The sequence below is a fragment of the Haloarcula nitratireducens genome (assembly GCF_019599505.1).
Genome location: NZ_RKLT01000001.1, coordinates 1037065 through 1057248, shown reverse-complemented (window position 1 = coordinate 1057248; position 20184 = coordinate 1037065). Strand labels below are relative to the sequence as shown.

The following is a 20184-nucleotide window of genomic DNA, read 5'->3' as shown; positions in this document are numbered from 1 at the left end:
TCTCAACCGTACATGAGTGGACGACCGCTGGACGTACTCGAAGCGTCGCTCGGCGAGGACGTCACCGTTCAACTGAAGGGCGGCGAACTGTTCGAGGGCGAACTCACCGGGTACGATCAGCACATGAATCTCGTCATCGAAGACGAAGACACAACGATTATACGCGGGGATAACGTCGTCTCGATTAACCCATGACTGGCGCAGGAACACCGAGCCAAGGGAAGAAGAACACCACGACACACACGAAGTGTCGCCGGTGTGGCGAGAAGTCGTATCACACGAAGAAGAAGGTCTGCTCGTCGTGCGGCTTCGGCAAGTCGGCGAAACGACGTGACTACGAGTGGCAGTCGAAAGCCGGCGAATAACCCACCATCATGCACGAGAAGTGCGGCGTTGTTGGTATCTCTCTCGAAGACCGTAACGCCGCCCGCCCTCTCTACTACTCTCTCTACGCCCTCCAGCACCGCGGCCAGGAGTCCGCCGGTATCGTCACCCACGACGGCTTCCAGCAGCACAGCCACGTCGAGATGGGACTGGTCGGCGACGCCTTTGGTCCCGGCGACCTCCAGTCGCTGAACGGGGCGAACGGGATCGGTCACGTCCGCTATCCCACCGCGGGCAGCGTCAACGCCTGCTGTGCCCAGCCCTTCTCCGTCTCCTTCAAGTCCGGGTCGCTGGGCCTCTCGCACAACGGGAACCTCGTCAACGCCGACGAGATCGGCGACGAACTGGCCGACCTCGGTCACGCCTTCACGAGCGACGGCGACACCGAAGTGATCGCCCACGACCTCGCGCGCAACCTCTTGGAGGAGGACCTCGTGCGCGCCGTCAAGCGGACGATGGAGCGCATCCACGGGTCGTACTCGCTGACCATCATGCACGACGAGACGGTGCTCGGCGTGCGAGACCCGCAGGGCAACCGCCCGCTGTGTATCGGCGAACTCGAAGACGGCTACGTGCTGGCCTCCGAGTCGGCCGCCATCGACACGCTCGACGGCGAGCTAATCCGCGACGTGAAACCGGGCGAACTCGTCGTGCTCCACCCGGACGGCACCGGCTACGACACGTATCAGCTCATCGAGCAGCAGAACACGGCTCACTGCTTCTTCGAACACGTCTACTTCGCTCGGCCGGACTCGACGATCGACGACAACCTGGTCTACGAAGTCCGCCGCGATCTGGGCCGCAAGCTCTGGGAGGAATCGGGCGTCGAATCGGACGTCGTGCTCCCGGTCCCCGACTCCGGGCGCGCGTTCGCCTCCGGCTACGCCGAGGCCGCACAGGACGACGGTTCGGACATCGAGTTCGCGGAGGGCCTGATGAAGAACCGCTACGTCGGCCGGACGTTCATCATGCCGACACAGGACGAGCGCGAACGGGCCGTCCGCCTGAAGCTCAACCCGATCAAATCGACCATCGAGGGGAAGACCGTCACCATTATCGACGACTCCATCGTCCGCGGGACGACCTCGACGCAGCTCATCCAGCTGCTGAAAGACGCCGGCGCGGAGGAGGTAAACGTCCGCATCGGTGCGCCGCCCATCGTCGCCCCCTGCTACATGGGGATCGACATGGCCTCCCGCGACGAACTCATCGCCGGCAACCAGTCCGTCGAGGAGATCCGCGAGGAGATCGAGGCCGATTCGCTGTCGTACCTCTCTATCGACGCCATCGCCGAGACGCTCGATACCAGTCGGGCCGACCTCTGTCTGGGCTGTGTCACCGGCGAGTACCCCTACGACATCGAGGGCGAGGAGACCGACCGCGACGTCGTCCGCCCCGATATCGGTGGGGAGCCGACGCCGGCCGACGACTAGCGAGGGTCTGAGCGTAGCGAAGACCCTCGATTATTGTGAACGGCGAGCAAAGCGAGCCGTGAGTAGCAGCGAAGGTTCGTGTTGGAGGACGATACTTCGGGAGGCCGTTTCGCACGCCCCCAGCACACTTTTTATCCGACCCGGGGTACCGAATCGGTATGCCCGGGCCTGCGTTCCTCCACACCGATAGAACTGCCCTCTGTTCGCCGGACAGAGACGATCTCGACTGGATTCGTCGCCTGTTCCACGACGATTGCGTGTGGGGTCGGGGGACCTATCCGCGACCGACCACGGCGGACCAGATGGAGACGTACTACGAGGAGACGCTCGCCGACGACGACTCGGTCCATCTGGTGATCTGCCTCGACCGAGATACCGAGAACGAGGGGGCGGTCGCAGACCGAACCGACCCCGTCGGCCTCGTCGCGATGACCGAACACGACCCGGAACGAGGGACCGCCGAACTGAGTTACTGGCTCGACCCCGACGCGTGGGGAGAGGGGTACGCCACGGAAGCGGCCGAGCGGCTGGTCGGCTACGGGTTCGACCAGCGGGCCGTACGCAAGTGGAAGGCCCGCGTCGTCGGTTCCAACGACCGATCTGTAGCCGTCTTAGAGCGCTTCGGCTTCGTTCGGGAAGGGACACATCGCGCGGAGTGGCGACTCGACGGCGAGTGGCACGACACGGTGTGGTACGGACTGCTCCGCGAGGAGTGGGACGAACAGTGAGTCACCACACCAGATACAGCATCGCGTAGACGACGATACCGAGCGAGAAGGAGATCAACCAGAGCCCCGCTGCCAGCTTTCCGGCTCGCGGATGGTTCGTCTCCGGGAGCTCCGCGACCGGATGGCTCGCGGCCAGCAACAGCGTGTAGTACACGAGCGGGATGGCGACGATCGCCAGCAGGATGTGGACGGCGAGCAGCGGGAGGTAGACGAACGACTCGACGGCGGCGGGACCGGCGAAGTCCGTCGGTCCCTCCAGCGTGATGCGGTAGAGATACAGAATCAAGAAGGCTCCGAACAGGCCGAACGTCGCGACCATCGAGCGGCGGTGGCGCTGAATCCGGCCGTTCCGTATCGCGCGAACGCCGACGACGATCGTCACGATAGCGGTGGCGCTGATGGCGGCGTTGAGGTGTGGGATCGCCGCGAGGACGGACTCCGGTGCGTGCGGGAGGACGCGAGGCGGGATCGCGCCCAGGACGGCCCCGAAGACGAGCGCCAGCGAGACCACGGTCAGCAGGCCCGTCAGCGCCGGGACGCGAGCCCGTGTCTGGTTCATGTTCCGACGTTGGTGACGCCCGATAATGTGGGTTGTGACACGGGCCGGAGAGACCCGGACGACGTTCCATCCGTGGGCTTACCGCTGCTCAATCGTTGCAACGACGTCGAAGAGCCGTTCGCAACGAACGGTAACCCGAAATTACGTCTCTGCGGTACTCATTTACAATACTTTGCGAGCACGGATAGTGGTCCGTGCAATCACTACTCAAACGCGGCTACTACGGGTACGTGGGACTCGCGATGTCCGTTCTCTCACGGTACCCGCTGGGGACGAACGTCTTCGAGCGCGACTGGGACGCGCTGATAATCCTCGATACCTGCCGGGTAGACGCGCTGCGGGAAGTGGCCTGGGAGTACGACTTCGTCTACGAGGTCGACTCCATCTGGTCGGTCGGCTCCGCGTCCGCCGAGTGGATGGCCCAGACGTTCACGGAGCAGTACCGCTCGGAGATCGAGGATACGGCGCTGGTCTCGGCGAACGCGTTCACGCAGCGCGTCCTCGCCGAACGGGAGTTCCCAGAGGACGGCCGGGGCGTCTCGAACACCGACTGGAAGACGCTCCGTCCCGAGGACTTCCGCTACGTCGACCAGCCGTGGATGTACGCCGACCCGCCCCCGGTCGGTCTGACGCTCCCGCGACCGGTCACCGAGCGAGCGATCGCCGTCGGGCGCGAGATCGACCCCGAGCGGCTCGTCGTCCACTACGAACAGCCCCATCACCCCTTTACCGCGCGAGCGATAGCCGAGGGCCGCGAGACGCTCGAACCGTGGGAGGGAGAGCCGTTCGACTACCTCAAGAGCGGCGGGGACTTCCAGAAGGTGTGGGACGCGTACCTGGACAACCTCCGCTGGGTCCTCGACGAGGTGGGACTGCTACTGGAGAACCTCGACGCCGAGACGGTCGTCCTGAGCGCGGACCACGGGAACGCCTACGGCGAATGGGGGATGTACATGCACCGGTACGCCGTCCCCATCCCCGAGGTCAGGCGGGTGCCGTGGGCGGAGACGACGGCGACCGACGAGCGGACCTTCGAACCGACGCTCTCGCCGCCGAAAGAACAGCGGGACTCCGATACGACGGAGCATCTCCGGCAACTGGGTTATCTGGCGTGAGCCCGCGGCGGAGCGGAGATGCGCGCCGCGTCAGTACCGTTGGCGGGCGTCGCGGTGTCGTTCGCCGACGTCGCGGTGCCGTTACTCGCGGTTCCGTTCGCCGAGGTCGCACTCCGCTGTCGGTCGACCCAGTCGTCGTAGTCGGATTGGTTGAGGACGACGACGGTGCCGTCCATCCGACTGTGACCCGACCCGCAGAGCTCCGCGCAGTGAAGCCGGTACGACCCCGTCTGTGTCGGCTTGGTCCGGGCAATCGTCGTCTGTCCGGGGAAGATGTCCTGTTTGACGCCCAACTCCGGAATGTATATCGCGTGGATGACCCGCGAGGATTGGAGCCTGAACGTCACGCTCTCGTTTTTCGGGAGGACGAGCCGGGACTGAGTCGTGACGTTCGCCTCCGGGTAGTGGAACTCCCACCCCCACTGGTAGGCCAACACCTCTATCTCCCTGTCCGCGGCCACCTCACCGCCGTCGGTCTGTCCGGCGGCCGCCGGGCTGATGTAGGGGTTCAACAGGACGAAGAAGGCGGAGACGCCGACGAATATCAGTATCGCGCCGGTCGCGGCGGTCCACGTGATCTCGAGCGCGGGGTCGTCCACGGTCGGTTTCGGCCGGTCGTTGTTCCGGAATCGGTAGATCGCGTAGACGAGCGTCAGTTCGACGAACAGCGTCAACGGAAGCGCGACGTACAGCAACTGCTCGTTCAGGTTGTCGATGGCCGCCCGATTGACCGACTGGGCGGCCGCGGGCGAGGAGAGGGCGACGGCGCCGAGAGCGAGGGCACACAGCCACGCGACGTTACGACTGAGACGCATTGTCCACACCTTACCGCGGGCCACTCAAATAGCTTGGCGACTCCGAGACGGCACCGGGATTATCCCTCGAAAATCGACAGGTTCCACGCGTCGTCGCGTGGTTTTATGAGCGTGGCACCGTCAGTGTGAACCAATGAGTTCTCTGACCGCGTCGTCGCCGACCGCTCCGGGGTCCCCCGCCGACCGATGCTGAACAGAGCAGTCGTCGAGGGGTCCGCGCTCGCGCTCCTCGCGCTCGGGATATTCGCCCTCTGGTTCGGCGCCCGCCGTAGCGTTCGCCCGGAGAGCGACGGTGGATACACCACCAGAGAGGAGATCCGATTCGAGATCGACCGTCTCCAGTCAGAGGTGTACCGCTGGCTGACGACGACGAACCACCGCGACATCGGGATCCTCTACATCGTCTTCGGCACCGTCGCCGCCCTCTGGGGCGGGATGGACGCGATGATGCTCCGAACGGAACTCGTCACCGCGCAGGCGGACATCTGGACGCCGGAGACGTACAACGCGCTGTTTACGACCCACGGGTTGACGATGCTGATATTCTTCGTCCTGCCGGTCTTCTTCGGCATCGGGAACTACATACTCCCGCTGCTCATCGGGGCCGACGACATGGCGTTCCCGCGCGTGAACGCCATCGGCTTCTGGCTGTTGCCGCCCGCGCTCTTGATGGCGCGGCTGGGGCTGTTGATACAGGTCGGCGGGCAGGTTCTCAGCCTGTTTCTCCCGCAGGACACTATCCAGTTCTTCCTGACCGTCCGCGAGGTCAGCGTCGGCTGGACGCTCTACGCCCCGCTGTCGGTCCAGCAGCCGAACCCGCAGATCGACCTGCTGATACTCGGTCTGCACCTCTCCGGCATCGCCACGACCGTCGGGGCGATTAACTTCATCGTGACCATCGTCTACGAGCGGGCCGAGGACGTCACGTGGGCGAACCTGGACATCTTCTCGTGGAACATGCTCGTCACGAGCGCGCTCGCGCTGTTCGCGTTCCCGCTGCTCGGAAGCGCGCTCGTGATGCTCCTCTTGGACCGGAACCTCGGTACGACGTTCTTCGCCACGGAGGGCGGCGGCCCCATCCTCTGGCAGCACCTCTTCTGGTTCTGGGGTCACCCCGAGGTGTACATCCTCTTCTTGCCGGCGGCGGGGCTGATGAGCACGCTCTTACCGAAGTTCGTCGGTCGAAAGCTGTTCGGCTACCAGTTCATCGTCTACTCGACGATGGGGATGGGCGTGCTCTCCTTCGGCGTCTGGGCACACCACATGTTCACGTCGACCGTCGACCCACGGCTCAAGGCGTCGTTCATGGCGATCTCGATCGCCATCGCCGTCCCCAGCGCCATCAAGACGTTCAACTGGATCACGACGATGTGGGACGGCGACATCCGCCTCTCGGCACCCTTTATCCTCTGTGCGGGCAGCATCGGGACGTTCATCATCGGCGGCGTCACGGGCGTGTTCCTCGCAGTGATCCCGATCGACATCCTCTATCACGGCACCTACTACGTCGTCGGGCACTTCCACCTCATCGTCGTCGGCATCATCCCCTTCATGATGATCGCCGCGAGCTACTACTGGTATCCGCTCATCACCGGCCGGTGGTACGACACGCGGCTGGCGAAGTTCCAGGCGGCGCTGCTCATCTTCGGGTCGTTCGTGACGTTCATGACGCTGCTGGTCATCGGCGGATTGGGGCTGCCGCGACGGCAGGCCATCTATCCGGCGGAGTACCAGTTCGCCCAGCAGATCGCGACCGTCGGCGCGTACGTCATCGGCCTGAGCGCGCTGCTGTGGCTCTACAACATGCTGGTCTCCTACTGGAAGGGCGACGTCGTCCAGACGACGGACCCGTGGGACCTGAAGGCGACCAACCAGTTCACCCGGGAGTGGCAGTGGTTCGAAGAGCGGATGGTCGAGAAGTACGACCTCGACCCGTCCGAACCCGAGAGCACTCGGCGTTCGTACGCGCCGGATATGACGCCCATCGGCCTGCTCGGCGGCGTCGGCACCGTCGCGGAGAACGTCTACCGGAACGCGTGGATGGCGGCCGCCGGCGGCATCGTCGGCACGCTCCTGATGACCGGGGGCCTCGGCACGGCGGCGTACGTCGGCGTGCTCGATCCGGCCTCCTTCAGCGAGATCGCCGAACTCGTCGGCCTCCCGGCGACGCCGCTCGTCGGTGCGCTGTTGTTCCTCGTCGGCGGTGCCGTCACGTGGCCGCTGCTCTTTCTGGCGTTCTCGGAGTACCTCCCCGGTCGCCTCATGTTCGAGACGGGGCTGGTCTTCGCGACGCTCATCTCGACCGGGTTCGTCATCGCGTTCTACACCGGCCAGCAGGGACTGGCCTTTATCGGCTACCTCGGCTTCGTCCTCGTCGCCCACTGGGCGTACGGGCTGGGGCTAACGGTCACCTTCCAGTACCTTCGGTCGCGTCGGCGGAAAGCACACGAGATGGAGGCGTAAGATGGCGGACGAGCAACCGGAGTCGGTCCTGTTCACCTATCTCGCGCCGTTCGTCGGCGTCCTGCTGGTCGCCGTCGGCATCGGCGCGGCGGTACCGGGCGGCTACGCGCTCATCCAGGGCGACATCGCCGGCTGTGGCGACCCGAGCATCGCCGTCGAGAGCCCCGAGGAGACCGCCGGACAGTTCGGTAACGCCACGTCCCCGAACCTGGCTCGCTTCCAGTACGAGGAGCTGTCGTCGGCCGAGCAGACGGCGTTCACCGAGGCGATCGACGACCCCGTCGGCGAGGCGAAAGTGAAAGGTGAGTTCCCCCACGCCGCCGAGTTCCGCAACGGGTCGATCGTCACCTACGAGGGCGAACAGCGCTACGTCACCGTCGTCGCCGAGCACCCGTGTTACGCCGCCGCGCCGCTCCAGTTCCCGCTCGGCGTGTTCGCCATCGCGTTCGGGACGCTCGCGATCCTCTCGCCGCCGATATACCGGCGGATGGTCGCGCTGGAAGAACAGGCAGAGTGAGACGTGCAATCCCGGTGAGCGGGCGTCAAATCGACGCGCCGACGTACAGCACGAGGACGAGGAAGATCCAGACGACGTCGACGAAGTGCCAGTACAGCGACGTCGTCTGGATGGCGGTGTCGCGCTCGGCCGAGTAGTGGCCCTTGAGCGCTCGACCGAAGGCGATGGCGAGGAGGAGGACGCCGAGCGCGACGTGGAGGCCGTGCAGTCCCGTCAGCCCGAAGAAGGCGCTCCCGAGGATCCCCGTCGAGAGGGTAAAGCCCTCGGCGACGAGCAGTTCGTAGTACTCGTAAATCTGTCCGCCGAGGAAGACGACTCCGAGCAGTAGCGTCGCGCCCATGAGTCCGAGGAACCGCCGCCGGTTCCCCGATTCGAGCGCCTCGTGGGCGTAGTGCAGCGTGAAGCTGCTCGCCACCAGCAACGCGGTGTTGACGACGACGAGCGACCCCAAGAGCGACGGGAGGTGCTCGGGGGGCCACGCGCCGACGCGGATGAACGCGTAGTAGGCGAACCCCGCCGAGAACGTCGATACGTCGGAGGCCAGAAACAGTATCATGCCCATCCTGAGGACGCCGGACTCGCCGCCGTGCGAGCTGCGGTAGTCCGCGATGAACGCCTCGTTGGCCCACCCGGCGAGTCCGCCGAGGAGGCCCAGTGTGCCGACGGCGACGAGGACTATCGGAATGATCGACGGAACCAGGTTCTGACCGACGAAGTAGAAGCCAGCGCCGAGATACAGCGCGCCGGCCCCGATCGCCGCCGGCAGCGGCCAGCGACTCTCGTGGGCGTGTTCCTCCTCCTCGTCGCCTGCGTGTTCGCTCGCCACTTCGGTGGCCTCGGCCATGTCCCACGCTGGGGGTGCTGTCGTTAAATAACTGGCCGGAACGAGCGCGGTTCGTCGGCGTCGCGGGGTTTCGCGTATCGAGTGAAATAGCCGGTCGCTGCTGAAGGTCGATAATACAAAGCATCGCACACTGGCCGGGAGTGCGCTCTGTCGCACGACCTGGGGAAGGGCAGGCCTGCCTGAGAAGCATCCGCGCGCCGAAGGCGCGCGGTTCACCGGTCGCGCGGAGCGCGACCGGCCTTTTTCATCGACGTTTTTCAACGAGCGGTGCGCGAAGCGCACCCGAGGCAGAAAAAGGTCGTTCTACTGGAACGTCCGGCTGACCTTCTCGTCGTCGCTCAGCGAGGGCTCCGCGGTGTCGAAGCGCTGTTCGATCTCGTCGTAGCGCTCGCGGGTCTCCTCGGTGACGCTGGGGCCGACCTCGTCGAGCGCGTGCTCGAAGTGGTCCATCGTCACGCGGACGTTCGAGACCGAGTCGCCGATGTCCTCGGGGTCGACGTTGTTGATGAACTCGCGGGTCGCGGCCATCGACGCCTCGCGGCAGACCGCCTCGATGTCGGCACCGACGTAGCCCTCGGTCCGGCGGGCGAGGCTGTCGAGGTCGACGCCCTCGGCCAGCGGTTTCTCGCGGGTGTGCACGTCGAGGATGGCGCGGCGCGCCGCCTCGTCGGGCACCGGGACGTGGACGTGGCGGTCCAGGCGGCCCGGGCGCAGGAGCGCGTCGTCGATGAGGTCGGGTCGGTTGGTCGTGGCGACCACGACGACGTCCTCCATCTCCTCGATGCCGTCGAGTTCGGTCAGCAGCTGCGAGACGACGCGCTCGCCGACGCCGGAGTCGAACCCGCCGCTCCCGCGTTCACCGGCGATGGAGTCGATCTCGTCGAAGAACACCACGGTCGGGGCGTTCTCGCGGGCCTTGCTGAACACTTCGCGGACGCCCTTCTCGGACTCGCCGACGAACTTGTTCAGCAGCTCCGGCCCCTTCACGGAGATGAAGTTCGACTGGGCCTCGTTGGCGACGGCCTTCGCCAGCAGGGTCTTCCCCGTGCCCGGCGGGCCGTAGAGCAGGACGCCCTTCGCGGCTTCCAGGTCCATCGACTCGAACACGTCGGTGTATTCGAGCGGCCACTGGATGGTCTCGCGGAGCCGCTCTTTGGTGTCCTCTAGGCCACCGACGGAGTCCCACGTGATGTCGGGGACTTCGACGAACACCTCGCGGAGCGCGGAGGGTTCGATGCCTCTCTTGGCTTCCTTGAGGTCCTGCTCGGTGACTTCGAGCTTCTCGAGCACCTCGGCGTCGATCTCGTCGGCTTCGAGGTCGAGCTCCGGACGGATGCGCCGGAGCGCGTTCATCGCGCCCTCCTTGGTCAGCTGTTCGAGGTCGGCCCCGACGAAGCCGTGCGTGCTCTCGGCGTAGCCGTCCAGGTCGATGTCGTCGGCGACGGGCATCCCGCGGGTGTGGACCTGCAGGATCTCCTTGCGCCCTTCCTTGTCCGGGACGCCGATCTCGATCTCGCGGTCGAAGCGGCCACCGCGGCGGAGCGCGGGGTCGATGGCGTCGACGCGGTTGGTCGCGCCGATGACGATGACCTGGCCGCGCTCTTCGAGGCCGTCCATCAGCGAGAGCAGTTGCGCGACGACGCGGCGTTCCACGTCGCCCTGCGTCTCGCCGCGTTTGGGGGCGATGGAGTCGATCTCGTCGATGAAGACGATGGCCGGGGCCTCCTCTTCGGCCTCCTCGAATATCTCGCGGAGCTGCTCCTCGCTCTCGCCGTAGTACTTCGACATGATCTCCGGCCCGGAGATCGTCGTGAAGTAGGCGTCTATCTCGTTGGCGACGGCCTTCGCCATGAGGGTCTTCCCCGTGCCGGGCGGGCCGTGCAGGAGGACGCCTTTCGGCGGTTCGATGCCGAGCTGCTGGAACAGTTCGGGGTGGCGCATCGGCAACTCGATCATCTCGCGGACCTGTTCGAGCTCGTCGTCGAGTCCGCCGATGTCCTCGTAGGCCACGTCGGGCGACTCGCGGTCGTCCGCGCCTTCCTCGCCGCCGCGGATCTGCTCGGCGGGCTTCTCGCTGACCTGGATGTCAGTCGAGTCCGTGACGACGACCGTCCCGGAGGGGTCGGTCTCGGCGATCTTCAGCGGGATCTTCTGGCCCGACATCGACGAGAGCGGGCCGAGTCCGAAGCTCACGGGGACGGTCTGGCCCTGCGTGACGGCCTGCCCGCTGAGGTTGTTCCGAATCATGGGACCGACGTTCCCGCGGACCCGGAGGTTCTGCGGGAGCGCGACGGTGATCGCCGTCGCCGGCTTCACGTCGGCCTTCTCGACCGTGACGCTGTCGTCGATGCCGACGCCGGCCTCCTGGCGGAGCTGCCCGTCGATGCGGACGATGCCGTTGGCCTCGTCTTCGGGGTAGCCGGGCCAGACGCGCGCGACGGCGCGCTGTCCCTGCTTGCCTTCGAGGACGATGTAGTCGCCGTTCTCGAGGTCCATCTCGCTCATCGCGGCCCGATCGATGGCCGCGAGTCCGCGCCCTGCGTCCTTCTGCTTAAGTGGTTTGACGGTGAGTTTCATCAGATATCACTCTCCTCGTCCGACACTTCGATAGTGAGGACGCCGTTGTTGATAAACGCTCGTGCCTCGGCGGCTTCGGGGAGTTCCCGCTCGTACTGCTCGTCGTCGCGGACGACGATGACCGTGCCGTCGACGACGTCCACGCTGGCGTCGTCGGCGGCTCCCACGTCCGCCGCGAGCACGACGCCGTCTTCGTACTCGAACCGGCGGAGGGGCGTCTCGTCGAACAACTGCTGTTCTGAATTCATCCTAACTCTGAGTAAGTGAGACAACTATATAAACCTATCGCCCACATTCGCTGTACGGAAGCCCTTTACGGAAATAGATGCTTGAATGCGGTTCACACCGAATTCGCGTCCTACGTTCTTTTATCTGTCGGGTGCGTTCACACGGCGTATGCAGACGGTCGTCCACGACGGGCGGACGACGGCGTATCGGGTAGTCGAAGGAGACGAATCGGGACCGGTCGCTCTGTACGTTCACGGCAGCGGCGGCTCACATCGGGTGTGGGCCAACCAGTACGCCCCCGGCGGTCCCACGCACCCGGCCGCCGCGGTCGACCTGAGCGGGCACGGGGAGTCCGAGGACGTGGACACGCCGCCGGGGACAGACACCTTGACCGCGTACGCGAGCGACGTCGTCGCCGTCGCTCGGGAAATAGACGCGAACGTCCTCGTCGGCAACTCCCTGGGCGGGGCCGTCGCCCTGTGGGCGGTTTTAGAGACCGACTGGCGACCGGACGCGCTCGTGTTGACGGGGTCGGGACCGTCGCTCCCGGTCTACGACGCGCTCAGGGAGTGGCTGGACGACGACTTCGACCGGGCCGTCGAGTTCCTCCACGGCCGGGACCGACTCTTACACTCGACGGACGAGACGCTTCTCTCCCGGTCACGAGAACAGATGCGAGCGGTCGGCCGGGCCGTCACGCGTCGGGACTTCCTGACCTGTCACGAGTTCGATGTCACCGACCGCCTCGGCGAGATCGACGCGCCGACGCTCGCGCTGTGCGGCGAACACGACAAGCTCACGCCGCGAGAGTACCACGAACGACTGGCCGCCGAGATTCCGGACGGCGAGTTCGCGTTCGTCCCCGACGCCGCTCACCTCGCTATGCTCGAACGGCCGGCGGCGTTCAACGATATCGTCGCCGATTTCCTTCGGTCCCGTCTCGGTACGAACGAGGACTGACCGCTCTCAGCGGCTCGGAGACCCGTCAGTAGTACCGCGGCGAGAACGCGAAGAAGAGCAGGGCGATGCCGAGCATGATTCGCGGGCCCGCCCGCCCGAACGCCATCGGCGCGACGACCGAGAGGAACAGGACCACGCCCATCGGCACGACGGTCTTCACTCCGGGCTTGGGGTAGTCGAACGGCGCGACCTGCGCGACCGCCAGGGCGGTGACCGCCGCGGCGAGTGGCACGGGGTTCGTGATACCGGCGAGATAGGCGGTGGCCAGGACGATCGCGCCCAGCGAGTTTGGCATTCCCGGTCGCTCGTTAGGACCGTCGAAGTACGTCGAGTAGAACGCCGTGCGAACGATGGAGAGGACGGCGTAGAGGGACGCGACCACCGAGACGGCGACGAATATCAGCGGACTTGCGTCTGTGACACTCCCGAACCGGCCGGTCAGCAGGACGTAGACGAACAGGCTCGGCGTGACGCCGAAGGAGATGACGTCCGTGATAGAGTCGAGCAGCGGTCCGACCTCGGAGCTATCGCCGTTTCGGGCGATGATTCCGTCCAACGCGTCGACGATGACCGAGAGCAGGAGGAGGCGAGCGGCGAGATGGAGGTCGGTGAAGGCGACGGCCCCGGCGACGAACCCGACGACGGCGTTGACCAGCGTCACGCCATCGGCGACACTGAGTCGGCGCTGTACCTCGAATCCCATGCCTGCCCGGTCGGACACCGCCTACATGAAAGAGTCGAAACGGAGTTCACGGCGGACCCATCGTAGCCGGCCTCCGTCCGACGGCCCCGGGCCGGTCGAGGCGTCGCTGTCGGCGCGACCCGACTCGGTGTCGTTCTGCGAGACTCCCGCTCACTCCTCGGGGAGGTCGTAGCCGACGACGAAGCGGGCGGCCGTCGCCAGCGTCCCGGTGACGAGGACGTACAGTTGCCAGCCGCCGCGGACGACGGGGAAGATTCGGTCCACGTTCTCCGGCTCTGCCCGTCCGGGAGTGGGGTCGACGCCGGTATCCATCTGGACGGTGCTGGTGTTGCCGATGGATTTCAGGGAGGGCCTGCTCGACCCGCCCGAACCCGTCTCCCACTCCACGAACGTCTGGACGATACCCCGCTGCGTCGAGAGTTCGAGTCGCCCCCTGAACACGTAGAACTCGTCGTGGATCGGCCAGAGGAGGTTCGCACCGCCGGTGACGGTGTCGAAGAGGACGTGGCCGACGGCGTAGACGACGATGCAGAACCACGCGACGCGGACGCCGTAGGCTCCCCACTGCGTACGTACGTACGATTCGTCTCGCCAGTAGAGGTCCACCGCGAGGACGAGCGCGAGTATCGCGGGGATGACGAGGTTCGTCGTCGCGGTCCGATGACCCGCTCGCGAGAACAGCGCGATGAACGCGTCGACGTCGGGAATCGTCACGACGACGAGCGAGAGGAGGAGCGATCGCTTATCGAACGCCGCGCCGAGCAGCGTCGCCGCCAGCAGACCGACGAACGCGTAGTGGACGACCAGCGATGGCATACGTTCACTGTTGTCACTACAGTGATGAGCGTTGCGGCAGTCCGAACAGAGTAGGTTTATAACGGTTCTGAGAGCGTCGAGAAAGACTGCCGGTGACCGCTAAACGAGACGAACCGCCGGGCGTTTCATGGTCCACCCGGCTCGTTCGAGCCGTCCGCGCCCGGCTACTGAAGTTCGGTCGCGCGTCGGCGGAGACCGACGTTCATCTGCTCGAACCCGCGGACCAGTCGCCGGTCGAACCGGTCGACGAGACGGGCCGCGAGGGGACCGTCGACGGTCTCTCGCTGGACGAACCGACAGTCGCCGCCGGTCGTCGGTTCGAGCAGGAACCGGTGCTCGGCGTCGACGCCGAACAGCGTCGACTGCCAGCTGAGTTCTCGCTGCGGGTCGACGACCGTGACCTCCGGGGAGAACGACACCGTCGGCAGTCCGGGGACCGAGAGCCTCGCGTCGACCGTTTCGCCGACGGCGAACTCGCCGCGCACCGAGAGCAGCGTGTTCCAGCGGGGATACGCGGAGACGTCGGTCAGTACGTCCCAGACCGTAGCCGGCGTCGCGGGAACGTCGATTGCGGTGGCGACCTCTGTCATCGCCCCTCTCTAAGGGCGGTCCGGTGAAAAGCCTCTCGCGTCTTTCGGTTAGTGTGGCTAACGCGACCGATCGGCGACGCGCTGGTCCCGCGCCGCGGCGGTAGTCGCGCGGCGCAATGAAGCTTTAAGACCCGCCCGCTCCAGCACAGGCGTATGGATAAGGAGAGCATTCCACAGGAGATAACCACGCTCGTCGGGCGCGAGGTCTACTCGAACAACGGGGTCTTCGTCGGCGAGGTCGAGGACCTCCGGCTGGACCTCGACCGGCACGAGATCACGGGGCTGGCGCTGTATCAGCTGAACACCGAGCTGTTCGACGCCGAGACCCAGTCCGCCCGCGGCGTCATCGTCCCCTACCGCTGGGTGCAGGCCGTCGGCGACGTCATCATCATCAACGACGTCGTCGAACGCCTCCACCAGACCGACGCCGAGGAAGACGAAGAAGAGGTCGCGGCCTAACTCCCGTTCGTTCCCTCGCCGCTCGAACTATCGACGCCCATCGCTTCGAACAGTTTTCGCTTGACCGCCTCTTCCGTGAGCTCGAGTAACGTATCGCGGTTGTCGTCGTTCGTCTCCAGCCCGGTGAAGATGCCGAGCGGAATCTCGACGCTGGCGTCCGTCGAGTGACCCGCCGTCTCGCCCATCTCGCCGAAGGCGTCGGCGAGGACTTTCCCGATGTTCATGCGGATGTCCTTCGACCGGGCCGCCAGGTAGATGGTGTCGTCGGCGATGGCGAAGACGGCCGTCGTCGTGATGCCTTCGAGGTTGAGGAGGTGCTGTGCGGCCTGTGAGAGCGCGTCGCGGTCCCGGATGAACCCGGCGTTCGAGACGAGGTGACTCCCCTGCACCTCGCGGTTCCGGATGGCCTCGGCGAGGACGTCGAGCGTCTCCGGGCTCATCGACGGCGACTCGACCTGTTCGAGCGTGTCGTGGTCCGCGAACGGATACAGGTACGCCGCGGCGGTCAGGTCCGCCGGCGTCGTGTCGCGCTTGAAGTCCAGCGTCTCGGCGCGAATGCCGTACAGCAGGGCGGTGGCGACGGTCTGGTCCAGCGTGAGATCGAGCTCCTGGATGTACTTCGTCAGGATGGTCGAGGTGGCCGAGACGTTCGGCCGGATGTCCGAGAACGTGGCGTCGTGTTCGTCCTCGTGCTCGTAGTGGTCGATGATGACGTCGACGCTGTCGACGTCCGGCTCGCCGCCCTTCGCCACGTCGACCAGCGCGAACGTGTCGTAGTCGGTCAAGTCGACGGACTCCCGCGAGGCGAGTTCGATACCGAGCAAGTTCACGAACGCCCGGTTCTCCTGATGGCCGATCTCGCCCTCGTAGATGATGTCCGCCTCGACGTCGCGGCTCTCCGCGATGGCTCGAAGCGCAGCGGCCGACGCGATGGAGTCCGGGTCGGGCGAGCGGTGGATGAGAATCGCCATCCTATCTTCGGTGGCGTCGATGACGTCGCTCAGCTGCGACGCCTTGAACTCCAACTCGCCGGTTTCGAGCGCCCGGAGCGCCGAGTCGGCGATGACCGTCGAGGGGTTGATGACCACGTCGGCTCCCAACTCGGTGAGTTCGTCGCCCGATACCGGGTCGTCGGCGCGGGCGACGACGAACTGCTCGCCGTCGGCGTTCCGGATGTTCTCGACGGCCTCGGCGTTGGCGTCGACGTCCGAGGACATGATGAGGACGACGTCGCGATCGCGCAGCGTCTCGACGACGTCGGGCTCGCGGATGTCGGCCTGCTGTGCGTTGAGGTCCTGGTCGCGCAGCGCCTCTACTCGGCCGTCGTCCGCGTCGAGGATGAGGACGTCTTTCCCCTCGTCGACGAGTTCCTCCGCCACGGCGTGGCCAACGCTCCCACACCCCAGGATGGCGTACGTAGACATCGAGGCCATCGTAATGCCGCTGGCTGCACTCATTAGCTCTTGATGTGGCCGGCACACACTTATATCACACCGTCTCTGCCACCGTGACTGCGGCCCCGGAATGCCGCTCGCAGACCGGGCGAGCCGCCGGTGTCTCCCGATTCGAAAGGAAACGTATTTACAAAGCCCCCCGCAACCTGTGTGTGCAGGGCCGGTAGCTCAGTCTGGCAGAGCGACGGCCTCTTAAGCCGTCGGTCGAGGGTTCAAATCCCTTCCGGCCCGCTTCTGCCCGAACACTTCGTGAGGAGCGACGCGGCTACGGAGGATTTGAACGATGGCACGAGCGAGCGAAAGCGAGCGACGTGCAGGTAGTTCAAATACCGAAAGACGCCACAGGCGTCTTTCGACCTTCGCAAACGCGTAGCGTTTGCTCAGTCCCTTCCGACCCGCTTCCCTACGTCGTTTACCGCGGCCGGTCTGTCTCTCCAATGACAGCAAGCGCAAGCAGGGGGCTCATGCGAACTCGGGGGTAAAATCGCCGTATGGGAAGCTATCCACGATCCGCGCGAAGTGCCCAGATGAAGTGCATATCCTGCAACGCGCCGGTAGTCCAGCGAGTAGACGACCGATACGTCTGTGTCGACTGCGGCGAATCGCCGATCTCGACGGCGGAAGCTCAGTAAGCGGTCTCAATACGTAGCGAAACCGAATCGAGTGCGAGTTCGAACTACTCGGAGCGCGACCGCCGACGCTTTCGCCCGTTGACCGGTCTATCCCGGGCGAACGTGTCAGGTTCTGCCACCAGAAAGGATTTACTCCTCTCTTGAGTGGACCGACGTATGACGTTGCCCCTCCTCCAGATGCCGGGCGCACCGGAACTACTCATCATTCTGTTCATCTTCGTCATCGGGCTGGTGATTCTCGTCGGTGCAACCTACTGGGTGTACAACGACGCGCAGAGCCGCGGGAACGATAACGCGGCCCTCTGGGCCGTCCTGACCGCGCTGGGGTTCTTTATCGGGCTCGTCCCCGGTTTCCTCGTGATCGTCATCTATCTCGTCGTCGGCCGCGAATAATCCCGCTCAGTCGAGGGGTTTCACCATCTCGACGTGCGGAATCCCCGCTTCTTCGAACTCCTCGCCGACGGCTTCGTAGCCGAGACGCTCGTAGAACCCTCGCACCTGTGTCTGCCCGTGTAGTTTCGCGTCGGTCGCGCCGCGGTCCACGGCCACTGTCTCGACGGCGTCCATCACGCGGACGCCCAGTCCCTCGCCGCGGTAGTCGGCGAGGACGGCGACCCGTTCGACCTTCGCAGTCGCCTCTCCGACGAGTCGGAGGCGAGCGGTCGCCACCGGCTCGTCGCCCTCTGTCAACAGAACGTGCGTGGCGACGTCGTCCTTGTCGTCCATCTCCTCGGCCTCGGAGACGCCCTGCTCCTCGATGAAGACGGTTCGGCGAACCGACCGGGCTCGGTCGCCGAGCGCCGCCTCGGAGCCGACGTAACAGTCGTAGGTGGTCATGGACCACTGTATCCCGCCGTTCAGGGAGTATCTTGCGCTCGGCGGACCGCGCTCGCCGGAAACACCTATCTGTTGGCGAGACAACGTGTAGTTGCATGTCTCACGAATACGTCAGCGACCACGAACACGACGTGTCGGTCGAGTACCTCTATCCCGCGGACTCGGACGTACTGGACATCTACGAGCGCGACGACCGCCTCTACCTCGAGGTGGCGACGGTCTGTCCGGAGTGTAGCGAGACGCTGGCGCTGACCGCGCCCGTCGAGTCCGTGACCGAGGTAGACGTAGACCTGCCGCTGGACGAGGAGTACTACGACTGAACGATTCGAGAACGATTCGAGCGGTCGGGACGAACCGCCGGAAGGCGAGCCCAGTTAGCTCTCGGGGCTGTAGTTGGGCGCTTCGTCGGTAATCATCACGTCGTGGGGGTGGCTCTCCTGCTGGCCCGCCGCGGAGACGCGGACGAACTCGGAGCGCTCCTTGAACTCCGGGATCGTCTCGGCACCGACGTAGCCCATGCCGGACTGCATCCCGCCGACGAGCTGGTGGAGCTCGGATTCGAGCGACCCCTTGTACGGCGTCGCGGCCTCGACGCCCTCGGGGACGTACTCCTCGTTCTCGTCGTCCTCCTTGAGGTAGCGCTCGCCGCCGCCCTCGTTCATCGCGCCGACGCTGCCCATCCCGCGGTACTGCTTGTACTTCTTGCCGTTCATCGTGATGACGCGGCCCGGTGCCTCGTCCGTGCCGGCGAAGTACGACCCGAGCATCACCGCGTCGGCACCGGCGGCGATGGCCTTGATGGCGTCGCCGGAGTAGCGGATGCCGCCGTCGGCGATGACGGGCACGTCCCGCTTGCTGGCCACGTCTGCGACCTGTGCGACCGCGGAGATCTGGGGCATCCCGGACCCGGTGACGACGCGCGTCGTACAGATCGAGCCGGGGCCGATGCCGACCTTGACGCCGTCGGCGAAGTCGACGACGGCTTCCGCGGCCTCGCGGGTGCCGATGTTGCCGACGACGACGTCGGCGTCGACCTCGGCCTTTATCTCGCGGGCGCTGTCGATGACGTTGGCGTTGTGCGCGTGGGCGCAGTCGATGAAGAGGATGTCCGCGCCGGCCTCGTCGGCGATCTGGGCGCGGTCGACCTCGAACGGGCCGACGGCGGCCCCGGCGCGGAGTTTGCCGTCGTCGTCGCGGGCGGCCTCGTCGTACTCGCGGCGCTGGAGGACGCCCTTCATCGTCACGAGTCCGACGAGCCGGTTGCCGTCGTCGACGATGGGGACGCGCTCAATCTTGTGGTCGTACATCAGTTCGAGCGCCTCGCGGGGGCTCACGTCCTCGGGGGCCGTGACGACCTCGTCGGTCATGGCCTCGGTGACCGCGTCGGACTCGCCGACTTCGAGGTACGGGCGGATGTCGGTCCCGGAGATGACGCCGAGCACTTCGTTGTTCGCTTCGTCGACGACGGGCGCGCCGGAGACGCCCGCTCGCTCCATCATCTCGTCGACCTCTCGCACCGTCTGCTCGGGACTGGCGGTGACGACGTCGCGGATGATGAGCTCGTCGGCGCGCTTGATGCGCTCGATCTCGGCGGCCATCTCGTCCGCGTCCATGTTGCGGTGGAGGACGCCGAGGCCGCCCTGTCGGGCCATGGCGATCGCCATGTCGCTCTCGGTGACGGTGTCCATCGCCGCCGTCAGCACGGGGACGTTGAGCTGCACGCTCTTCGAGACGCGTGTCGCGGTGTCTGCCTCGTCGGGTTCGACGCGGGACTCCTTCGGTCGCAGCAGTACGTCGTCGAAGGTCAACGCCTCCGGAACGCGGAGCTTCTCTGAGAAGGGCTCGGAATCGTTCGCCATGTAAACCGTCCAGTACGGCCGGGGAAAAACGTTGCGAGACTCGCCAGGAGTGGGGTTCGCTGACATACGAGGGTGTTCAGCAAAACCCCCCGCATCGACACAGTTGTCCAGTTCGATGTGGCTGTTTCGCACGTTTCACGGGGTGTGGGGGCGTTTCTCACACAACGTTTAATACTCTACTGAAAGATAGTTACAGATATGTGTCCCTTCG

At 65.5% G+C, this 20184-nt stretch carries 22 protein-coding genes and 1 tRNA gene; 12 read left to right on the top strand and 11 right to left on the bottom strand.

The window, feature by feature from the left end; genetic code table 11:
* Positions 1 to 12: 12 nt before the first annotated feature.
* The 4 genes from EGH23_RS05385 (at position 13) to EGH23_RS05370 (ending at position 2545) form a co-directional block, all read left to right on the top strand.
* Positions 13 to 195 (top strand): LSM domain-containing protein, encoded by a 183-nt coding sequence (locus EGH23_RS05385; protein ID WP_162315981.1) that lies wholly within the window; start codon positions 13 to 15, stop codon positions 193 to 195.
* Complete coding sequence (locus EGH23_RS05380; protein ID WP_004517916.1) at positions 192 to 365, top strand: 50S ribosomal protein L37e; 174 nt, start codon at positions 192 to 194, stop codon at positions 363 to 365. The genes EGH23_RS05385 and EGH23_RS05380 overlap by 4 nt, the downstream gene beginning before the upstream one ends.
* A gap of 9 nt (positions 366 to 374) precedes the next feature.
* A complete protein-coding gene (gene purF, locus EGH23_RS05375) occupies positions 375 to 1817 on the top strand; it encodes an amidophosphoribosyltransferase (protein ID WP_220578974.1) in 1443 nt (480 codons plus the stop codon).
* A 158-nt stretch (positions 1818 to 1975) separates the two neighbouring features.
* Positions 1976 to 2545: a GNAT family N-acetyltransferase gene (locus EGH23_RS05370; protein WP_220578973.1), complete on the top strand. Its 570-nt coding sequence runs from the start codon at positions 1976 to 1978 to the stop codon at positions 2543 to 2545.
* Position 2546: 1 nt separating this feature from the next.
* Here the strand turns inward: EGH23_RS05370 and EGH23_RS05365 are convergent, their stop codons facing one another.
* The gene (locus tag EGH23_RS05365) at positions 2547 to 3104 is read right to left on the bottom strand and encodes a DUF420 domain-containing protein (protein WP_220578972.1); all 558 of its coding nucleotides are present in this window, start codon (positions 3102 to 3104) and stop codon (positions 2547 to 2549) included.
* A 194-nt stretch (positions 3105 to 3298) separates the two neighbouring features.
* Between EGH23_RS05365 and EGH23_RS05360 the strand changes: the two genes are divergently transcribed.
* Complete coding sequence (locus EGH23_RS05360; RefSeq protein WP_220578971.1) at positions 3299 to 4219, top strand: alkaline phosphatase family protein; 921 nt, start codon at positions 3299 to 3301, stop codon at positions 4217 to 4219.
* Here the strand turns inward: EGH23_RS05360 and coxB are convergent.
* The gene (gene coxB, locus EGH23_RS05355) at positions 4207 to 5034 is read right to left on the bottom strand and encodes a cytochrome c oxidase subunit II (RefSeq protein ID WP_220578970.1); all 828 of its coding nucleotides are present in this window, start codon (positions 5032 to 5034) and stop codon (positions 4207 to 4209) included. The genes EGH23_RS05360 and coxB overlap by 13 nt on opposite strands.
* A gap of 186 nt (positions 5035 to 5220) precedes the next feature.
* On the opposite strand from coxB, the gene EGH23_RS05350 reads away from it, so the two are divergent.
* The gene (locus tag EGH23_RS05350; protein ID WP_220578969.1) at positions 5221 to 7497 is read left to right on the top strand and encodes a DUF6789 family protein; all 2277 of its coding nucleotides are present in this window, start codon (positions 5221 to 5223) and stop codon (positions 7495 to 7497) included.
* Between the two features lies 1 nt (position 7498).
* On the top strand, positions 7499 to 8014 hold the full coding sequence (locus EGH23_RS05345) for a DUF7979 domain-containing protein (protein WP_220578968.1): 516 nt from the start codon (positions 7499 to 7501) through the stop codon (positions 8012 to 8014).
* Between the two features lie 25 nt (positions 8015 to 8039).
* Here the strand turns inward: EGH23_RS05345 and EGH23_RS05340 are convergent, their stop codons facing one another.
* The 3 genes from EGH23_RS05340 to EGH23_RS05330 all read right to left on the bottom strand — a co-directional run bounded on the left by EGH23_RS05340 (position 8040) and on the right by EGH23_RS05330 (position 11683).
* The gene (locus EGH23_RS05340) at positions 8040 to 8858 is read right to left on the bottom strand and encodes a cytochrome c oxidase subunit 3 (protein WP_220578967.1); all 819 of its coding nucleotides are present in this window, start codon (positions 8856 to 8858) and stop codon (positions 8040 to 8042) included.
* 303 nt (positions 8859 to 9161) lie between these two features.
* Positions 9162 to 11435, bottom strand: coding sequence for a CDC48 family AAA ATPase (locus EGH23_RS05335; protein ID WP_220578966.1), 2274 nt, complete (start codon positions 11433 to 11435; stop codon positions 9162 to 9164).
* On the bottom strand, positions 11435 to 11683 hold the full coding sequence (locus tag EGH23_RS05330; RefSeq protein ID WP_162315990.1) for a DUF7127 family protein: 249 nt from the start codon (positions 11681 to 11683) through the stop codon (positions 11435 to 11437). The genes EGH23_RS05335 and EGH23_RS05330 overlap by 1 nt, the downstream gene beginning before the upstream one ends.
* Before the next feature lie 148 nt (positions 11684 to 11831).
* Here EGH23_RS05330 and EGH23_RS05325 point away from each other — a divergent pair, with 148 nt between their 5' ends.
* Entirely contained in the window at positions 11832 to 12623 is a 792-nt protein-coding gene (locus EGH23_RS05325) for an alpha/beta fold hydrolase (RefSeq protein ID WP_220578965.1), read from the top strand.
* Positions 12624 to 12648: 25 nt separating this feature from the next.
* Here EGH23_RS05325 and EGH23_RS05320 read toward each other — a convergent pair whose 3' ends face one another.
* From EGH23_RS05320 to EGH23_RS05310, 3 genes are all read right to left on the bottom strand, one after another.
* Positions 12649 to 13326, bottom strand: a complete 678-nt coding sequence (locus tag EGH23_RS05320; RefSeq protein WP_220578964.1) for a protein sorting system archaetidylserine synthase — start codon at positions 13324 to 13326, stop codon at positions 12649 to 12651.
* 150 nt (positions 13327 to 13476) lie between these two features.
* Complete coding sequence (locus EGH23_RS05315) at positions 13477 to 14142, bottom strand: metal-dependent hydrolase (RefSeq protein ID WP_220578963.1); 666 nt, start codon at positions 14140 to 14142, stop codon at positions 13477 to 13479.
* 164 nt (positions 14143 to 14306) lie between these two features.
* On the bottom strand, positions 14307 to 14732 hold the full coding sequence (locus EGH23_RS05310; protein WP_220578962.1) for an SRPBCC domain-containing protein: 426 nt from the start codon (positions 14730 to 14732) through the stop codon (positions 14307 to 14309).
* Positions 14733 to 14885: 153 nt separating this feature from the next.
* On the opposite strand from EGH23_RS05310, the gene EGH23_RS05305 reads away from it, so the two are divergent.
* A complete protein-coding gene (locus tag EGH23_RS05305) occupies positions 14886 to 15191 on the top strand; it encodes a PRC-barrel domain-containing protein (protein ID WP_220578961.1) in 306 nt (101 codons plus the stop codon).
* Here the strand turns inward: EGH23_RS05305 and EGH23_RS05300 are convergent.
* On the bottom strand, positions 15188 to 16648 hold the full coding sequence (locus EGH23_RS05300; protein ID WP_220578960.1) for a DHH family phosphoesterase: 1461 nt from the start codon (positions 16646 to 16648) through the stop codon (positions 15188 to 15190). The genes EGH23_RS05305 and EGH23_RS05300 overlap by 4 nt on opposite strands.
* Positions 16649 to 16802: 154 nt before the next feature.
* Here EGH23_RS05300 and EGH23_RS05295 point away from each other — a divergent pair.
* Together EGH23_RS05295 and EGH23_RS05290 are read left to right on the top strand one after the other, a co-directional pair.
* Positions 16803 to 16876 (top strand) — tRNA-Lys (locus EGH23_RS05295).
* Between the two features lie 557 nt (positions 16877 to 17433).
* On the top strand, positions 17434 to 17670 hold the full coding sequence (locus tag EGH23_RS05290; protein ID WP_220578959.1) for a hypothetical protein: 237 nt from the start codon (positions 17434 to 17436) through the stop codon (positions 17668 to 17670).
* Between the two features lie 6 nt (positions 17671 to 17676).
* Here the strand turns inward: EGH23_RS05290 and EGH23_RS05285 are convergent, their stop codons facing one another.
* Complete coding sequence (locus EGH23_RS05285) at positions 17677 to 18114, bottom strand: GNAT family N-acetyltransferase (RefSeq protein WP_220578958.1); 438 nt, start codon at positions 18112 to 18114, stop codon at positions 17677 to 17679.
* Positions 18115 to 18209: 95 nt separating this feature from the next.
* Here EGH23_RS05285 and EGH23_RS05280 point away from each other — a divergent pair, with 95 nt between their 5' ends.
* Entirely contained in the window at positions 18210 to 18434 is a 225-nt protein-coding gene (locus EGH23_RS05280) for a hypothetical protein (RefSeq protein ID WP_220578957.1), read from the top strand.
* Between the two features lie 54 nt (positions 18435 to 18488).
* Here the strand turns inward: EGH23_RS05280 and guaB are convergent, their stop codons facing one another.
* Positions 18489 to 19973: an IMP dehydrogenase gene (gene guaB / locus EGH23_RS05275; protein ID WP_220578956.1), complete on the bottom strand. Its 1485-nt coding sequence runs from the start codon at positions 19971 to 19973 to the stop codon at positions 18489 to 18491.
* Positions 19974 to 20184 lie beyond the last annotated feature (211 nt).

What these genes read in the sequence shown, in the direction of transcription:
- EGH23_RS05385 (WP_162315981.1), top strand. Translation starts at nt 13, where the DNA reads ATGAGTGGACGACCGCTGGACGTACTCGAAGCGTCGCTCGGCGAGGAC.
- EGH23_RS05380 (WP_004517916.1), top strand. Translation starts at nt 192, where the DNA reads ATGACTGGCGCAGGAACACCGAGCCAAGGGAAGAAGAACACCACGACA.
- purF (WP_220578974.1), top strand. Translation starts at nt 375, where the DNA reads ATGCACGAGAAGTGCGGCGTTGTTGGTATCTCTCTCGAAGACCGTAAC.
- EGH23_RS05370 (WP_220578973.1), top strand. Translation starts at nt 1,976, where the DNA reads ATGCCCGGGCCTGCGTTCCTCCACACCGATAGAACTGCCCTCTGTTCG.
- EGH23_RS05365 (WP_220578972.1), bottom strand. Translation starts at nt 3,104, where the DNA reads ATGAACCAGACACGGGCTCGCGTCCCGGCGCTGACGGGCCTGCTGACC.
- coxB (WP_220578970.1), bottom strand. Translation starts at nt 5,034, where the DNA reads ATGCGTCTCAGTCGTAACGTCGCGTGGCTGTGTGCCCTCGCTCTCGGC.
- EGH23_RS05350 (WP_220578969.1), top strand. Translation starts at nt 5,221, where the DNA reads ATGCTGAACAGAGCAGTCGTCGAGGGGTCCGCGCTCGCGCTCCTCGCG.
- EGH23_RS05345 (WP_220578968.1), top strand. Translation starts at nt 7,499, where the DNA reads ATGGCGGACGAGCAACCGGAGTCGGTCCTGTTCACCTATCTCGCGCCG.
- EGH23_RS05340 (WP_220578967.1), bottom strand. Translation starts at nt 8,858, where the DNA reads ATGGCCGAGGCCACCGAAGTGGCGAGCGAACACGCAGGCGACGAGGAG.
- EGH23_RS05335 (WP_220578966.1), bottom strand. Translation starts at nt 11,435, where the DNA reads ATGAAACTCACCGTCAAACCACTTAAGCAGAAGGACGCAGGGCGCGGA.
- EGH23_RS05330 (WP_162315990.1), bottom strand. Translation starts at nt 11,683, where the DNA reads ATGAATTCAGAACAGCAGTTGTTCGACGAGACGCCCCTCCGCCGGTTC.
- EGH23_RS05325 (WP_220578965.1), top strand. Translation starts at nt 11,832, where the DNA reads ATGCAGACGGTCGTCCACGACGGGCGGACGACGGCGTATCGGGTAGTC.
- EGH23_RS05320 (WP_220578964.1), bottom strand. Translation starts at nt 13,326, where the DNA reads ATGGGATTCGAGGTACAGCGCCGACTCAGTGTCGCCGATGGCGTGACG.
- EGH23_RS05315 (WP_220578963.1), bottom strand. Translation starts at nt 14,142, where the DNA reads ATGCCATCGCTGGTCGTCCACTACGCGTTCGTCGGTCTGCTGGCGGCG.
- EGH23_RS05310 (WP_220578962.1), bottom strand. Translation starts at nt 14,732, where the DNA reads ATGACAGAGGTCGCCACCGCAATCGACGTTCCCGCGACGCCGGCTACG.
- EGH23_RS05305 (WP_220578961.1), top strand. Translation starts at nt 14,886, where the DNA reads ATGGATAAGGAGAGCATTCCACAGGAGATAACCACGCTCGTCGGGCGC.
- EGH23_RS05300 (WP_220578960.1), bottom strand. Translation starts at nt 16,648, where the DNA reads ATGAGTGCAGCCAGCGGCATTACGATGGCCTCGATGTCTACGTACGCC.
- EGH23_RS05290 (WP_220578959.1), top strand. Translation starts at nt 17,434, where the DNA reads ATGACGTTGCCCCTCCTCCAGATGCCGGGCGCACCGGAACTACTCATC.
- EGH23_RS05285 (WP_220578958.1), bottom strand. Translation starts at nt 18,114, where the DNA reads ATGACCACCTACGACTGTTACGTCGGCTCCGAGGCGGCGCTCGGCGAC.
- EGH23_RS05280 (WP_220578957.1), top strand. Translation starts at nt 18,210, where the DNA reads ATGTCTCACGAATACGTCAGCGACCACGAACACGACGTGTCGGTCGAG.
- guaB (WP_220578956.1), bottom strand. Translation starts at nt 19,973, where the DNA reads ATGGCGAACGATTCCGAGCCCTTCTCAGAGAAGCTCCGCGTTCCGGAG.